This window comes from Corynebacterium callunae DSM 20147, assembly GCF_000344785.1.
GTDB classification, from domain to species: Bacteria; Actinomycetota; Actinomycetes; order Mycobacteriales; family Mycobacteriaceae; genus Corynebacterium; species Corynebacterium callunae.
Map to the genome: position 1 here is coordinate 1,467,377 of NC_020506.1, position 16,370 is coordinate 1,483,746.

Genomic DNA, 16,370 nt, shown 5'->3' on the forward strand with positions numbered 1-16,370 from the left:
AGGCTAGCGGGGCATTTTCCGCCATACCCCACGGGGTACAAGCTGCATAACCCAGGCTAAAACCTTTAGGCGCTGCGGAATCCAGATGGTGCTACTGGATTTCTTCTCACGGACTGCTTTGACAACCGCTCGTGCAACATCAATGGGATAAACCGACATCGGCGCCGGAGTCATACCCGTTGTCATAGATCCAATAACAAAACCTGGACGTGCGGTAATCAAACGCACCTGTGTGCCATGCAGCGCATCACTTAAACCTTGGCAGAACGCATCAAGGCCTGCTTTGGTAGAGCCATAGACATAGTTTGCCCGGCGCGCCCGCCATCCTGCGATGGAGGAGAAAGCAACAATGGCTGCTGGAGTGTCCTGTTTGTTCAGTTCATCTGCTAGCACCGTGAGCATGGAGATTTGTGCGGTGTAATCCAAGGTGGCGATTTCTGCCACATGCTTCTCGGAGGTTTCTGCCTTTTCTTGGTCTCCCAAGATTCCATAAGTCACTACAGCCAGAGTGATATCACCAGCAAGGTTTTGAGCTTGTTGGACTAGGGCACGGTGTTTATCTAGCTCGAGAGCATCAAAGGGCAGAATATGCACTGCCTTGGCTCCCAGGACCTCGAGTTTGGCAGCTAACTCCCCTGCTGCTTGCGGGCGTCGAGCTGCCAGCACGACGTTTTCACCAACGCAGCTGAGGCGGGCGATTTCTCCACCGATATCGGAAGTTGCGCCAAGGATCAAAATGCTCAACGCAAAGCCTTTGGTTCATTGTTGAGGGTTTCGCATCCGGTTTGGGTTACCACCACGATGTCTTCAATACGGGCGCCGAATTGTCCTGGGAAATAGATTCCGGGCTCGATGGAGAAGGCCATTCCTGCTTCGAGGATGAGCTCATTGCCTGCCATGATAAAAGGTTCTTCATGGGTGGATAGGCCAATGCCGTGTCCGGTGCGGTGAATGAAGTAATCACCGTATCCGGCAGCTGCAATCATGTTGCGTGCTGCAGCGTCGACGCTTTCTGCGGTTACACCCGGGCGGACTTGGGCGATTGCGGCGAGTTGAGCCTGGTGTAGGACTTCATAGAAGCGCTTAAATTCAGGATCTGCTTGGTTTTGATCGCCACTGACGATGTAGGTACGGGTGCAATCTGAGTGGTAGCCAGGACCATAGGTGCCTCCGATGTCTACAACAACGATCTCGCCGTTTTCGAGGACACGATCAGAGAAGCTGTGGTGGGGGTTTGCACCATTGGGGCCGGAGCCGACGATGATGAAGTCAACAGCTGAGTGCTCCTTGAGGATGAGCTCATTAAGGTCATCGGCTACTTCTTTTTCGGTGCGGCCAGCTTTTAACAAGCCCGGAACTGCAGCATGCACGCGGTCAATGGCACTGCCTGCACCGCGTAGTTGCTCAATTTCTGCTTCGTCTTTGGAGACAAACAATTCCTTGAGTACCTGCACCGCCAATTCCAAACGGCATTGTGCACCTAGCAGGTCGTGGAGTGGAATCAGGTGATCGGCAGTAATGGAGGATCCAATACCAACGGCCTTAAAACCTGCGGCGCTATCTACGTTAAGGGCTGCAACTGCTAGTTCATGGGCATCTTGGCTGTCTACCCAACCGACGGTGGTGATATCCAACTGCGGGATGGCAGATAGGGCGAGATCACCGCGGTCGACTGCCGGCAGAATGATGCTGGGAGTGCCGACTGCTGGGATTACTAGGGCGCTGAGACGCTCATGGCTAGAGATCCAAGATCCGGTGAGATATGCAAGTTCTGCGCCGGTTCCGATGATGAGGCCATCAAGTCCAGCGTTGGCTGCTCCTGCTTGAGCCTGGGCGAGGCGTTGGGCATAAACCTCGGGGGGAAAATTAGACGTTAAAGAATCACTCATAGTTCCCAACCCTAGTAGCCTAGGTTGGTGTGCGATCCACTCACACCGTCCGAATTTCATCTGGCCGTCACTATGCCAGTGGCATGTTGTTGACTAAGCGCCAGCTCATCGAGTCTTTTAAGCCTGCAGGTCTGGTTAATCACCTAAGTGATCGGGCAAGTTTTATCCTCACCGCCGATCACTTTTTACGCGATGTGGAAAAGGTCATTCGGGTGCGTGGACATAATTTCACGGCAACCGCTAGTACCTATCTTTCGGTCTTTGGCACTGATGTGGGAATCATTGCCCTTGATGTTAAGGCTCCAACAATGCAGCTTCCGCTGTTTTCCACGCAGGTACTTAAACCAGGCATGTTAACCACTACCTATGGTTTTGGAGGCAGACATGCGGGCCGTTTGCCCAGAGAAATCACAGGGCGAGTGATTACTCGGATTCCCTCCAGTTTGTCTAAGAACGGCATTACCAGAGTTACCCATGGAGCTTTGATTTATAACTCTCCTATTAAAGCCATCCGGGGTGATTCCGGTGGTCCACTCTTGGCTAATGGCCGCGTTTATGGTGTGCAATCCATGATTTTTGATCCTTTTAGGAAAACCACCCGGATTGCCACCATTGCCAGCACCGCAGAACACCTTGATTCCTTGGCGCGGGCTATCGATCAGCTTTCTTAGGAGCCGATTGCTACAACACCGCGTCGAATAGCATCAACAGCTTGACGGGCAGTGCGCGCCATTTCATCGTTATAGGCAGTTTTCGCTACTTGTTCTAAGAGGTCAATAACTTGACGACACCAGCGCACAAAGTCACCTGGGGTAAGTTCAGCACCATTTTCGGCAGCTGCTGCCATGCAATAACCCAAAGGGGCGCCGGCTGCCCATTGGTGGATTGCCATCGCAAAGCCAGCTTCTGGTTGTCGGGTTATTGGCAGCCTATGGCGGCGTTCGTTGTCGACAAGCTCCCCCCAGATACGCTCCACGTTGTTCATGGCTTCGGCCATGTTTTCGGTGACAGCCTCGGGTTCCCCGCCGGTCTCCCGGCGGTTTTCGAAGGTACACATACTCACCACGCCGGCCAGCTCTGCTGGATCCAAGCCATCCCAGATACCGCGCTTGAGGCATTGCGCCACCAGCAGGTCGGTTTCACTGTGGATCTTGGCCAGGCGCTCGCCTTCCTCGGTGATCACAGGATTGTCGGGATCGCTATAGTCCACATAATCCATCTCACTAAGCAGTGACAAAATGCGTTCAAAAGTGCGGCCCAGGGTTTCCCGTGCGCGGTCTACCTTGCCAGTCATCTTATGGAGATCGCGTTCTTTGCGGATGAGTCTTTCTGCGGTGCGAGCTAATTGCTCTCGGTCCGGCCAATTGTGGGCTTCGTGGTCGCGGATAAGGTGGCGCAACTCAGTGACCTTGGAGTTAGGACGTACACGAGCGAATTCGCGCATTTTAATGGGGCGCTTAAAGTGCTCTTTGCGCATCAGCTCTTGAACCCGGCGCGCATTGCGGCGCGGTTCTTCCACTGCTGCTCGTGGCAAGCGCATGGTGCCAATAACAATTGGTGGGTTGTTAAAAGATTCGGCGTCAATGCGTCCGGACCAGCCGGATTCGGTGGTTACCCAAGGGCGAGGGTCACGTGCCTGGTTTGCCGGGGTCATGACTACGGCAAGCACTGGGCGCTTGCGTCCAGGCATGGCGATAACATCACCGATTTGCAGTTTGGAGAGCACCCGCGTGGTTTCGAGGGTGCGTTCCTCGATGCTTTCCTTGCGGTTGAGTTTTTCTTCCTCATTAAGGGCGCGGCGCAGATCCATATATTCCACAAAGAGAGATACTGCATCCTGGTCTTCGCGAACAGCTGGATTAGTTGCCGAGATCTCCTTGTTAAGCTGCGCGCGCAGCTCTTCCACCTTTTTCTCCGCGCGTTCAATCTCGCGGATATCACCCACCACTGAACCATCGGCTTGGTACTGTGCAAAAGATTTTTCTAGCAAGCGCAGTGACGGTTCATAGCCAATGGTTTTCAGCAGGTTAACGGACATGTTGTAGCCCGGTTGGAAGGTAGAAATCAAAGGATAGGTACGAGTGGAGGCAAGACCTGCGACAAAGCGAGGATCCATAGCCGGTGCCCACTGCACCACGGCATTACCGATTGTGTCGATGCCACGGCGTCCAGCACGGCCAGTGAGCTGTGTGTATTGCCCTGGAGTGAGGTCTACATGGCCCTCGCCATCAAATTTCACCATCTTTTCCAGCACCACAGTGCGAGCTGGCATATTAATGCCCAAGGCGAGCGTTTCTGTAGCAAAAACGGCGCGCACCAATCCTTTAACAAAGAGTTCTTCCACAATGTGTCTAAAGGCAGGCAACATACCGGCGTGGTGAGCGGCAAAACCGCGCATCAAGGCAGCACGCCATTGTTTAAAGTTGAGGACCTGGAGATCTTCCTCCGGGATACCAACCACACCGGCGTCAATAATCCGAGCGATCTCCTCTGCCTCAGCTTGATCGGTGAGAATTAGGCGGGAGCGCAAACATTGATAAAGCGCTCCATCACAACCTGCGCGCGAGAAAATGAAGGTAATGGCGGGCAGCATATTCTGGCCCTGCAAGATGCTAATAACATCGGGGCGTCCCAAAGGACGGTGACGGTCTTGTTCGCGGTCTTTGCCAGATCGTCCCTGGGCACGTCGTTCTTCGCGGTTATTGCCACGATCGCGGGGGGAATCGCCCTTGGTTCGTGCTCTGAAACCGGCGCCGGAGCGATATTCGGAGCGTCCTTGTTCACTTTGTTTGCTGTTGAGGCGCTCGATTGTCTCCTCTAGATGCTTGTTCACACGACCATCGGTACCGGGTTCAAAAAGGGGCAGCACTTTGCGGTTGACCATCATCCACTGATCAAGTGGGATGGGCCGATGCTCACTGACGATCACACGGGTATCGCCACGCACGGTGCTCAGCCACTCACCAAATTCTTCAGAGTTGGACACTGTAGCGGAGAGTCCAATGATTTTAACGGACTCGTCGAGGTTGAGGATTACTTCCTCCCACACCGCACCACGGGAAGCATCGGCAAGGAAGTGAATTTCATCCATCACTACATGGCTGAGCCGCTCCAGAGCGAAGGAACCTGCGTAGATCATATTGCGCAGAACTTCAGTAGTCATGACGACAATTTCAGCGTCATGGTTGATAGAGACGTCTCCAGTAAGAAGTCCCACTGCATCGGCACCGTGTTTGGCAACCAGATCATGATATTTCTGGTTGCTTAGTGCCTTAATCGGAGTGGTATAAAAACATTTGGTCCCCCGCGAAAGTGCGAGGGACACTGCGAACTCACCAACAATGGTTTTGCCCGCTCCCGTAGGCGCACACACAAGTACGCCGTGATTATTTTCGACTGCCTGGCAGCCCTCGATTTGGAAATCATCCATCTCGAAACCCAGGTCTGCGATAAATTCTGACAGGTGGGTTCCTTGTTCGGCAGTAAAACTCATGCCCTAAGGCTACCCGGCGACGCGCTAGAGCACGTCACCGAAGTCCGAACCACCCTGTTTAAAGCTTGTCGACGGAGATGGTGTTACTGGTTCTGGAGCGGGAACAGGTGCCGGAGCATCCTCTCCACCAGCGGAAGTATCCAAAGGTGATGCAGTTAAATCATCTTGATCCAACCACTCTGGGCGCTTCTTATCGCGACGCTTGTCATTTAGACGACAGAACTGGATTGCAAGTTCCACCAACACAGTCAGAGACAGTGCCAGCACCATCATGGTGAAGGGATCCTGGCCCGGTGTCATAAACGCAGCAAAGAGGAAAAGCACCATGATAATAATGCGACGCTTACCCTTAATGGCCTCATAAGGCAGGATGCCTGCCACATTAAGCATGGCAATAACCAAGGGCACTTCAAAGCTCACGCCGAAGATAGCCAACAAAGCGAGCAAGAAGCCAAAGTAACGATCACCCGTCAAAGCTGCTGCTTGAGTATCGCCACCGATGGTGAGCAAGAATTCCAAGCCATAGGCAACAACGAAGTAAGCAAGCACTGCGCCGCCAACAAAAAGCAATACAGCAGTGGTCACGAATACTGCAGTGTAACGACGCTCATTTTTCATCAAACCTGGGGTAATAAAGCCCCACAGCTGGCTTAGCCACACTGGGGAGGCCAAGACCACACCAACCAGCGCAGATACCTTCAAACGCAGCATAAAGGGATCAAAAGGTCCGGTTGCTAGCAATCGACATTCATCACTATCACTGAAGGTATAGCGCGATTCTGCAGGCAGGGAACAATAAGGATCACGAAGAAGCTCGCCCAAGGTGGGAATATTCCAAAATGACTCTTGGTACCAAATAAAGCCGATGATGGTGCCGACCAGGACTGCAGCGAGAGCTATGAGCAATCGACGACGAAACTCTTTGATATGTTCGACAATCGACATATCGCCGGTGGGTGACTTCTTTTTTCTTTTGGTGATTCCGCGCCGGGGCACTTTAACGACCTCAGCGTTGTTAATATTTGACAATTTCTCAAACCTGCCGGCTACCGGGGTCTAGGTGTTGTTAGACCGAGTGAATAAACTGCGACGCACCGCAACGAATAGTTTAGTTGCGGTGCGCGGACATGATGAAACGAGTCTTCAATCACTTAGATGGTGCGGTTTGGATCCTCATAATTGGAACGGTAATCAGGCTGCTGTGGAGTTTGTGGCTGCACTGGCTGCACTGGCTGCTGAACCTGCTGGCCCTGGTAGTGCTGCTCAAAGTTTGGTTGCTGCACTGGCTGCTGCTGGATTGGCTGCGGTGCTGGAATCTGATTTGGTGCGATCTGCTGCTGTACGGGCTGCTGTGCTGGTACTTCGTCGTCCTTGTTCATCTCTTTAACTTCAGACTTGAAGATGCGCATGGAGCGGCCGATTGAACGAGCTGCATCTGGAAGCTTCTTAGCTCCAAAAAGCACGATGATCAGCAGGACGATGATTCCGATTTCCCATGGTCCTAGGGACATGTGGCTACTCCAAATTCACGTTGTACAAGCTAAGCCACAAACCACGGTGGTGGCTGGCCGTTTGTATGGATCGATAATTGTTGCTTTTACTGTACGTCAACATTATACGCTGACAAACCATGCGCAACCTTTTGGTTTATGGATTCCTGAAGATCAGCTGGCTCTATGCTTTTAATACTTTCGGCATGGCTTATGACAAAGCGAATAAACCATTCCCGAGAAAGCAAGGGGTAGCTAACTTTAAACCATTTTTTGCCGTCTGAATCCACCTGCACCGGGGTCTGCTCATCAATGGTCATTGCCATGTAATCGGCCAGCCAGATGGCATCTTCACACAAAAGGAAGGTTGCCACATCTGATTGTTTGGCTATATCAAAAGGATCATCAGCAGAGAACTTGAGGCGCATGGAATGTGGCTTGGATGCCACCTGCGTTAGCCCAATGTTGCTAATGCGATCGAGGCGAAAAGTACGGTGATCATTCACAGCATCTTCCCAGGCCGTAACGTAGGTTTCGCCCTCATTGGTAAAGATATGCGCTGCACTAACCACTCGCTGCGAGGTGTTATCCGAACTATAAGAGTGGTAGGTAAAAGCCACTTGGCGTTTTTGATCCATGGCATCACGAAGCACCGATAACACTCCGGCTGCGTCGCTATCCCCGGTGGAGTCAAATACCGCAGAGGAATAGTCCCCCATTATTGAGCGCAGTTTTGTCGCAGCGGAAATAGCTGCCTCTTGGTTGCTTAACCCGGGCAAAGATTCCAAGGATTCCAAGATAAGCAACAAAACACCAGCTTCGGTGGGTGTAAGCCGCAAAGGCTTATCCATTCCTTGGGCGTTATAGATCTTTACTTCTTTTAAAGAATGCTCTAATTCCACCATGTCGCCAGGAAGTAGACCTGGAAGTCCACATAACCACAGACGGTTAAGGTCAGCCATGATTTCTTGAGGTGGTTGCCCCAAATCACGAGCTGCTTCTATGACACTGCGTCCCTGATGCTTTTGGAAATAAGGCAACAGGTTAAGCTGGCGCGCGAGATCACTGACTTTTTGCGCGGATCGAGTCATTGTTAAACCACCTACCCTTGTGCTGCCTTAAGCAGTTCAATTACTTCATCAACAATCTCTGGTGGTTCTAAGACTATGGCCTCTGGAGCATGGGCTGCAGCGGTTTGCACCAACCAGGTTCTATCAACGTCTTTGAGGAACCACTGGTCTTTTTCTTTTTCTACCCCAGCGGCGCTGAGCTCCACTGCGCGGCCGTGTGTGATGCGCAGGGTGGCGTCGACAAGCTCACTTCTACGTCGAAGCTGCTGGCGCACCAACTCTTGGAGGTTGGTGCCAGCGGGCATCGGATGGGTGGCGGTGCCGATGGCGGTGACGTCGGTGATGCGAATGACGCGGAAACAGCGGGGCGCATTGCGGTCGATATCAAAACCTACCAGGTAGATGCGGTCGCGTTCGGGGACTAATCCCCACAAATCCATGGTGCGAGTAACTTTTTCGGCGGTGCGCGAGGACTCATAGCTAAAGCTAATGCGATAACCACGGTGCCGGGCCTTGAGGATGGTGTCGAAGGTTTTTGCAGAAAGGAACCTTAAATCCCCCGCATTAGTTACCGAGGCGGAACTGGAAAGATCTCTTTGGGCGCCACCGGCTGCTAATTTTGTCCAGCCAGAGCGGGCGAAGGCTCCAAGTTCTTGGCTTTGGCCCATTTCTCCCGCCATGCCCAGAACTGCGGCCTCTTCAGGGGTAAATTCTACTTCTTGGAGCTCATAGGTTTCAGAGCTCAAGCGATAGGCAAGTTGGCCCGCATCCATGCCGGTATTGAGGGTGAATTGCTCAATCGGTACTCCGACCCGGCGGAGATCTGCGAGGTCACGGGCGAGTTTTTTGCGGAATGCATCATCGGAAAGGTTTTGAAAACCACTAACATTTGTGCGAATCCAGGGTTGGGTGAGGAATTTCCTGGAATATGATTCCGCACTTAAAAATGCAAATGTGAGGTTGATCTGGCGCTCCAGATCTTCCTTGCGATCCGACATTCATCCTCCGATTAGTTGCGGTAAAACTCCGCGTTCTCCTCCATGTAGGCGATAAGCTGCTCCACCTCAGCATTGTGTACTTCGAAGGGATCACTTAGCTCAACCAACTGGGGTTCTGGCCTATTAACCTTGTGGCGCATCCAATCGATCGTCACAGCTGCACCTAGCTTATCGGCTGTAGCAAGGATCTGCCCACGTAAATGCGCACGAGTTGTCGCTGGAGCTTGCACAACGGCTAATTCGATAGCCTCATCGGTAGTCCAGCGCTTAATTAACCCCTTGGATTGCAATAGGCTAAAAAGGCCACGGCCGGGGCGAATATCGTGATAGGTGAGATCAATTTGGGCAAGACGCGGATCCCCTAATTCCATGCCACCACGCTGCTGATAACGCTCAATAAGCTTCTTTTTAATAACCCAGTCAATCTCGGTATCAACGGCAGAGAAGTCTTGGGTCTTAATAGCCTCAAGCATTCTGCCCCATAGATCAATAACCTGTGCCATTTCTGCATTGGAGGTGCCGGAGAACTCTGGTTCAGGACGAACCTCCAGCCACTTTTGGGCGTAGCTAAAAACCAACTGCTGGATTTCCAGCGCAGTAATAGTTGAGCCATCTTTAAGTGCAAGTGGAGTGCTGCCAGTGAAATCGCGGGAAACCTCTCGAATAGACGCAATATCATTGGCTAATTCCAAATTAGGCAGCCCAAATTCAGCCTCGATCATTTCCAATACCAATAGCGTTGAACCCATCTTGAGGGCAATTGTTGGCTCAGCCATGTTGGCATCACCAACAATCACATGCAGACGGCGGTAAGTATGGGAATCCGCATGTGGCTCATCACGGGTATTGATAATGGGGCGCGAGCGCGTGGTAGCACTAGATACTCCCTCCCATACGTGATCAGCACGTTGGGAAATGCAAAAACCTAGTGGGAAAGCCTCGCCCTTATGTAAAGGATTGGGATGATAAATTCGGCCCGCGCCGCAAATAAGTTGGCGGGTAATCAAAAATGGCATCAGCCTGCGGCCTAATGATTTAAGTGGCATACCGCGACCCACCAGGTAGTTTTCGTGGCAGCCATAGGAGTTGCCCACGGAATCTACATTGTTTTTAAAAAGATAAACTTGGCCGCCGATCCCCTCTTTTTCTAGGGTCTGCTCAGCGGCAACAGCCATGCGATCTGCGATAACATCGCCAGCTTTTTCATAATTGATCAGCTGGGTGAGGTTATCGCATTCTGCGGTGGCGTACTCGGGGTGGGAACCTACATCAAGATAAAGCCTGGAGCCATTGGAGATAAAGATATTGGAACTGGCATATTTGTCCACAACCGGCCGAAACATAATGCGGGCGATTTCATCGGGACGCAGTCGCCGTGCTTCCCCATCGGTACAGGTGATGCCAAATTCGGTTTCAACACCCATAATTCGACGGGTATAAACCTCCGGCTTGGTTGATGCGGTGTCCACGTCACTCACGAGACTTATTCGCCACCTTTTTGCACATAGGAACGCACAAATTCCTCGGCATTATTTTCCAGCAGTCCATCAATTTCGTCCAAGAGGTCATCAACACCGGTGGTATTGATTTGAACTTGGCCAGAGGTCTGGGTGAAATCCTCGTTATGGTCGTCTTCACGTCCGCCACCAGCAGAGACCTGGGTTTGCTTGGCACTCATTAGTTCACCTTCCTACGCATTAATGGGTGACTATGCACCTGTGGAGTCTCCACACCTACATAAACACCAACTGAGAGAACTTTAAACCTTGCTCTCCCCTATTTCACAATAATTGACCCCACGTTAGCGGAGTCACATCAGCTCCTCAAAGTGCTTTTCTGCACCATGGAGAAGTAATTGGGGAATACCCTGAGTCAGCATGCACCCTCAGGGCATTCACTAGGGATTCAGGTTACCCTAAGTAGTTTTGAGTTTTGCCAAGGAGGTCGCCCCGGCGCGCTCAAGTCCTGCAATAACCTCATCTATGGTGCTGGCCTTGTCCAGCAACTCCCCAATTACTTCTTGGGTCAGTCCATCTAATTCAGTAGTGGCAATACGGATGGGGTCTTCATGGCTGGCTTGGACAATGAGTGATTCCCAGTTGGCAGCAAGGACGGCCTCGCCAAATTTCTCCATCATCTGTCCACGGAAGAATGCTCGGGAATTGGTTGGCGGGGTTGCTGCAGCCTGTGCAATGGTTTCTTGGCTTACCAAGGTGCGCATTCTGCCCTTGTTCACTAACGCATGGTAGAGGCTGCGGGCTGGATCGATATCGCTATATTGCAGGTCAATAAGCTGCATTTTGGGGTTATCAATGCTTAAACCCCGGGTCTCAAAGGAACGAATCAGCGCGAGCTTTGCAGTCCAGTCCAAGATATGGGAGGTAGACAGTGGATCTGTGGCCAACAGCTGCATTACTTCATCCCATAGTTCAAGCAGCTCTCGCTCTTTGGCAGTGGTGGCGTATTTTGCCACCCGGTCTCGGTAAACCCCTAGCACTTCTAGTGCGCTGAGGCGGCGGCCGTCGACAAGCTCAAGTTTGTGGCTCAGTGTGAGGTCATGTGAGACGCGGGAGACTTCGGCCACCGCGTGGGCTAATCGCAGATCGCTGAAGTCTACGCCGGCTTCGATGGCGTCCAAGACCAGCGCGGTCATGCCAAATTTGAGGAAGTTGGAGCTGTGGGACATATTGGCGTCGCCGATGATCACGTGCAGGCGACCCCAGTTGTCGGCATTGGTGTGGGGCTCATCGCGGGTGTTGATAATGCCGCGGTTGAGGGTGGTTTCCAGCGAGATTTCTTGTTCGATATAGTCTGCGCGCTGGCTAATTTGGAAGCCTGGCTTATCGCCATGTTGGCCGAGCCCCACGCGGCCGGCCCCAATGATGACCTGGCGGCACACAAAAAATGGAATGAGTGCTTGGGCGAGGACATCAAAATCTAGGTCACGGGCGTATCGGTAGTTTTCATGTGCTCCGTAGCTAGCGCCCTTGCCATCAACGTTGTTTTTGTAGATTTTTAGCGGTGGGCACGGTGGGTGTCCATCCAAGACAGAGTGGTCTTGGCTGCTAAAACTGGCTACATCGGAGACTGCTTGCATGAGGATGTGATCGCCTGCGGCGTCATAAACCATGGCATCCCAGGCGTTGTTAACCTCGGGGGAAGAATATTCTGGGTGTGCGTGGTCTACATAAAAGCGTGCGCCATTGGAGACAAAAACATTTGCCACACCCATGGAGAAAGGATCAACTACCGGCGCTTGGTGGTAACGGCGCAGGTCAAAGCCACGGATATCGCGCAGTGGAGTTTCTTGTTCATAATCCCAGCGCACGCGGTGTTCGCCAAAGCCCCGGGCAATGGAGTACGCCACCACCGTATGTGTGGAGGTGACGATGGGGCTCAGCACTGGATTGCTGGGCGTGGAAATTCCATATTCTGTTTCTGCACCAATAAACCTATCCATGCCCACTAGCATATAGAGCCACCTTGCTGGGTGTGTGCTAAACACCCAGGACTAATTGGCGGCCTGCTCGCGGCGAAAGACTCGCAAGAGGCCAGCATGGGAGCGGCATGGAACCATCACAAGACCATGCACAAAACCGGCTGCTTAGGAGTTGACTACCTCAACTTCAACCACGCGCTTTCCTTGACGTCCAGTGATCCGAGACCACTCATCAGGGTTGGAGGTATTGGGCAGATCCTCACTTTGCTGATTTTCATCATCAATGGCAGCAATGAGCTGTGCAGCGCTTAGTCCTGCACCATCGCCATCAATATGGGTCTTAATAGCCAGCTTCTTGGCGCGGTCCACGATATTCGCGATCATCGCTCCAGAGACAAAGTCGTGGTAGTTCAAGGTGTCTTCTGAACCATCGGCGTAGCTCAGACGCACATAAGGACGCGGAGTAAATAGGTGTTTTACTGCCACATCAATAAGTTCTTCAGCTGGTTGCGCCAGCGGAATGGAATCGGTGATATACCGCGCAAAGATATCGCGAGCGCCACCCTGGTTAGGGCGATTGATGCGGATTTTAATGTCCAGGCGTCCGGGGCGCAGAATTGCTGGATCAATTAGTTCTTCGCGGTTGGTGGCGCCGATAACGATGACATTCGAGAGATCTTCCACACCATCGAGTTCTGCCAACAGCTGTGGCACCACGGTGGTTTCCATATCCGAGCTCACACCTGAGCCACGGGTACGGAAAATTGATTCCATCTCATCAAAGAAAATAATGACGGGACGGCCATCACCAGCAAGTTCGCGGGCGCGTTCAAAGATCACGCGGATTTGACGCTCGGTTTCACCCACATACTTATTTAGCAGCTCAGGGCCCTTGACATTAATAAAGTATGAGGTTCCAGCCTCACCAATTCGGGAAGACAGGGAGTTCGCCACTGCCTTTGCAATCAAGGTCTTGCCACAACCGGGCGGACCATAAAGTAATACGCCCTTAGGCGGGTGCAAGTTATAGGCCCGGTAGAGCTCAGGGTGCAAAAATGGCAGTTCAACGGCATCTTGGATCAATTCAATTTGATCATCCAAGCCGCCAATATCCTCATAGGACACATCGGGGGCTTCCTCCAAGGCCAACTTGGAAATCTCCGTCTTGGGGATTACCTCAAAGGCATAGCCCGCTTTGCGGTCTACCAAAAGGGTGTCACCGGGGCGCGGTAACTTTGCCGTGCGATCCATTAAAGGTCCGGCAAGCTTTACGACGCGTTCCTCCCCGGAACGATCCGACACTAGGGCTCGATCGCGACCGATCATTTCCATCAAGGTGGCTAATTCACCGGTTTGTTCATAATCGCAGGCTTCAATAACTTGGTTGCCCTCGCCCAGGCGCACCATTACACCTGGCATAAGATCTGCAGCGCACAGCATGGGAGAAACTGCTACTCGCATGCGCCGGCCACCGGCAAAGATCTCTGCGTTGGAGCCGTCTTTGGCGGTTTCTAAAAAGGTGCCATATACCGATGGTGGTTGCGCCATATCTTCCAGCTGCGCAAACATCATCGATAATTTGTCGCGAGAGGATTTCAGCATCTCCGCGAGCTTGGCATTGCGTGCCCCCAAATCTGAATTGGTGCGCTTTAGTTGACGCACCTCATCAGAAATTCGAGTTAATTCTTCCCGATTAAAATCCGAGAAAGAATTATTGGCAGCAGAATTAGTCGGTGAGCTCATGCCCACCACTTTAACCCTTCTGCGCTTGCTTCCTAAGAAACAGTATTAACGGCGTGCCTTACGCTGTGGACGAGGAGGCTCCACACCGTCAGCCAAGCGACGGGTAAGCACCAAAAACGCAGTGTGCGCATTCATGCGGTGCTCAGGTCGAGTAGCAAGGCCTTCGACTTTCCAATCGCGAACCAAGGATTCCCAAGCACGTGGCTCGGTGAAGCACTTTTGTTCGCGGATACCTTCCATAACCTTCATCAACTGTGGAACAGTCGCCACGTAGGTCATGAACACGCCGCCAGGGATCAGCAGATTCTTGCAGGTTTCAAGCATTTCCCAAGGCTCAAGCATGTCCAAGATGATGCGGTCTACAGGGCCACCAAGATCTTCGACGGTAACTTCCTTGAGGTCTCCCAAGCGTGGGTCCCAGGAATCTGGGCGCTTTCCGAAGTACTCCTCCACATTGGATACTGCATATTCCAGGTGGTCTTCACGGATCTCATAAGAGATGACATTGCCGTGCTCACCCACAGCTCGCAACAGAGCCATAGACAGTGCACCAGAGCCTGCGCCAGCCTCTAGAACACGCGCGCCGGGGAAGATATCTCCCTCGACCAGAATCTGTGCAGAGTCCTTAGGGTAGATCACCGCTGCACCACGAGGCATGGAAAGCACGTGGTCAACCATGAGGTGACGGAAACAAAGGAAATCTGATCCCATGGTGGACTGCACAACGGTGCCTTCATCGGAGCCGATGATGTCATCGTGAGCAATTTGGCCACGGTGGGTATGGAAGGTCGTACCAGGTTCCAAAATGATGGTGAAGTGGCGGCGTTTGGCGTCAGTTAGCTGGACGCGGTCGCCTGCCTGGAAGGGACCGGAGTAGGGCATGTGCCCTCACTTTCTCAAAATCTATGAATCGTGCGTGAACTCGGCGTTAATTTACCAGATAACTCTCCAAGGCTTTTTCAAACCATAGAAGATCCTTCACTCCCGCCATCTCACGGGCTGAATGCATGGACAACAACGGGATGCCCACATCGACAGTAGAAATACCCAAACCAGTGGCACTAATTGGCCCAATCGTGGAGCCACAGGGCACTTCATTATTACCTGCAAACACCTGGTGTGGCACTCCCGCCATTTGGCAGGCACGCAGCCAGACGCCAGAACTTAAAGCATCAGAGGCATAACGCTGATTGGCATTAACCTTCAGCACTGGTCCTCGGCCAATAACTGGATAATTCACGGGATCATGTTTCTGCGGGAAATTCGGGTGAATGGAGTGCGCCGCATCGGCAGAGACCATTGAAGAACGCTGGAACATTTGACGTCGAGTTTCTTCATCTGCACCTAATGCAGTGGCAGTGCGGATGAGGACATCCTCCAAAAGAGGACCTGCGGCACCAGTTGGAGAGTTACTTCCCACTTCCTCGTGATCAAATGCAGCCATGATCAAAATATCGGAGCTATTATCCTCACCGCTTGCGGCCTTAATAAGAGCCTTTAAAGAGGGATAAACACTGCTGAGATTATCCAGGCGGCCCGCAGCAAAGAAGTCTCCATGCGCACCAAAGACTTCAGCTTCTTGGACATCTACGGTGATCAGATCGTGGCTTAAGATATCAGCGCTTTCCACATCTGCTGCTTCCGCAATTACTTCCATGATGGAAACGTGAGGATCTCCAACCGCAAAGATGGGTTGCAGGTGATGCTGCGGATTAAGAGCAAAGGTGGAGTTGAGGGTGCGATCTAGGTGAATAGCCAAGTTCGGGATGCGCAAAATTGGGCCGGTGTTAAGCAGACGCACTGAACCATCTGCCAGTACAACCCGACCTGCCAGGCTGAGTTCGCGGTCCAACCAGCTATTAAAAATAGGGCCACCATAAACCTCAACGCCAGCCTGCTGGAAATGTGCATTGGGCAGATCTCCCTTGGGCTTTAGCTTAAAACCAGGGGAATCTGTATGAGAGCCAATAATCCTGAAGCCGGAATCTACCGAGGCATCTTCTGGAACCCACCAGGCAATAATTGCACCACCGCGGACCAGAAAATGTCCACCAGGGGTGGCATCCCAGGTTTTGGTTTCATCTTGACGAATAAACCCTACTGTTTCCAGCTCGGTGGCTACCGTGTCAGCTGCGTGATATGAGCTGGGACTATGGGCGATAAAACTCCGGAAATCGTCAGTTGCATGCATGGTTCAAGAGTAGCTAACTCCCCCACCGCTGCGCAGGAAGTCCACCCGAGCAATTAA

14 protein-coding genes are annotated in these 16,370 nt (G+C 52.3%); 1 reads left to right on the forward strand and 13 read right to left on the reverse strand.

The window, feature by feature from the left end:
- Nucleotides 1–3: 3 nt before the first annotated feature.
- A complete protein-coding gene (locus H924_RS06885) occupies nt 4–744 on the reverse strand; it encodes an SDR family oxidoreductase (RefSeq protein ID WP_015651238.1) in 741 nt (246 codons plus the stop codon).
- Nucleotides 741–1,889, reverse strand: a complete 1,149-nt coding sequence (locus H924_RS06890) for a M24 family metallopeptidase (protein WP_015651239.1) — start codon at nt 1,887–1,889, stop codon at nt 741–743. The genes H924_RS06885 and H924_RS06890 overlap by 4 nt, the downstream gene beginning before the upstream one ends.
- A 29-nt stretch (nt 1,890–1,918) precedes the next feature.
- On the opposite strand from H924_RS06890, the gene H924_RS06895 reads away from it, so the two are divergent.
- Nucleotides 1,919–2,560: a trypsin-like serine protease gene (locus tag H924_RS06895; protein ID WP_015651240.1), complete on the forward strand. Its 642-nt coding sequence runs from the start codon at nt 1,919–1,921 to the stop codon at nt 2,558–2,560.
- Here H924_RS06895 and H924_RS06900 read toward each other — a convergent pair.
- The 11 genes from H924_RS06900 to H924_RS06950 all read right to left on the reverse strand — a co-directional run bounded on the left by H924_RS06900 (nt 2,557) and on the right by H924_RS06950 (nt 16,313).
- A complete protein-coding gene (locus tag H924_RS06900; RefSeq protein ID WP_015651241.1) occupies nt 2,557–5,382 on the reverse strand; it encodes a DEAD/DEAH box helicase in 2,826 nt (941 codons plus the stop codon). The genes H924_RS06895 and H924_RS06900 overlap by 4 nt on opposite strands.
- Before the next feature lie 24 nt (nt 5,383–5,406).
- A complete protein-coding gene (tatC, locus tag H924_RS06905; protein WP_035107818.1) occupies nt 5,407–6,327 on the reverse strand; it encodes a twin-arginine translocase subunit TatC in 921 nt (306 codons plus the stop codon).
- A gap of 206 nt (nt 6,328–6,533) precedes the next feature.
- A complete protein-coding gene (gene tatA, locus H924_RS06910; protein WP_015651243.1) occupies nt 6,534–6,893 on the reverse strand; it encodes a Sec-independent protein translocase subunit TatA in 360 nt (119 codons plus the stop codon).
- A gap of 86 nt (nt 6,894–6,979) precedes the next feature.
- Entirely contained in the window at nt 6,980–7,963 is a 984-nt protein-coding gene (locus H924_RS06915; RefSeq protein WP_015651244.1) for a helix-turn-helix transcriptional regulator, read from the reverse strand.
- Between the two features lie 11 nt (nt 7,964–7,974).
- Nucleotides 7,975–8,940 (reverse strand): helix-turn-helix transcriptional regulator, encoded by a 966-nt coding sequence (locus H924_RS06920; RefSeq protein ID WP_015651245.1) that lies wholly within the window; start codon nt 8,938–8,940, stop codon nt 7,975–7,977.
- An 11-nt stretch (nt 8,941–8,951) separates the two neighbouring features.
- A complete protein-coding gene (gene pafA / locus H924_RS06925) occupies nt 8,952–10,364 on the reverse strand; it encodes a Pup--protein ligase (RefSeq protein ID WP_042392930.1) in 1,413 nt (470 codons plus the stop codon).
- 59 nt (nt 10,365–10,423) lie between these two features.
- Nucleotides 10,424–10,618, reverse strand: a complete 195-nt coding sequence (locus H924_RS06930) for a ubiquitin-like protein Pup (RefSeq protein ID WP_015651247.1) — start codon at nt 10,616–10,618, stop codon at nt 10,424–10,426.
- A 237-nt stretch (nt 10,619–10,855) separates the two neighbouring features.
- Complete coding sequence (gene dop, locus H924_RS06935) at nt 10,856–12,400, reverse strand: depupylase/deamidase Dop (RefSeq protein WP_029703336.1); 1,545 nt, start codon at nt 12,398–12,400, stop codon at nt 10,856–10,858.
- A gap of 144 nt (nt 12,401–12,544) precedes the next feature.
- Nucleotides 12,545–14,131 carry a proteasome ATPase gene (gene arc, locus H924_RS06940; RefSeq protein WP_211208094.1) on the reverse strand — a complete coding sequence of 529 codons (1,587 nt, stop codon included), beginning with the start codon at nt 14,129–14,131 and terminating at the stop codon, nt 12,545–12,547.
- 36 nt (nt 14,132–14,167) lie between these two features.
- Nucleotides 14,168–15,004, reverse strand: coding sequence for a tRNA (adenine-N1)-methyltransferase (locus H924_RS06945; RefSeq protein WP_015651250.1), 837 nt, complete (start codon nt 15,002–15,004; stop codon nt 14,168–14,170).
- Nucleotides 15,005–15,050: 46 nt separating this feature from the next.
- Complete coding sequence (locus H924_RS06950; protein ID WP_015651251.1) at nt 15,051–16,313, reverse strand: M18 family aminopeptidase; 1,263 nt, start codon at nt 16,311–16,313, stop codon at nt 15,051–15,053.
- Between the last annotated feature and the right edge of the window lie 57 nt (nt 16,314–16,370).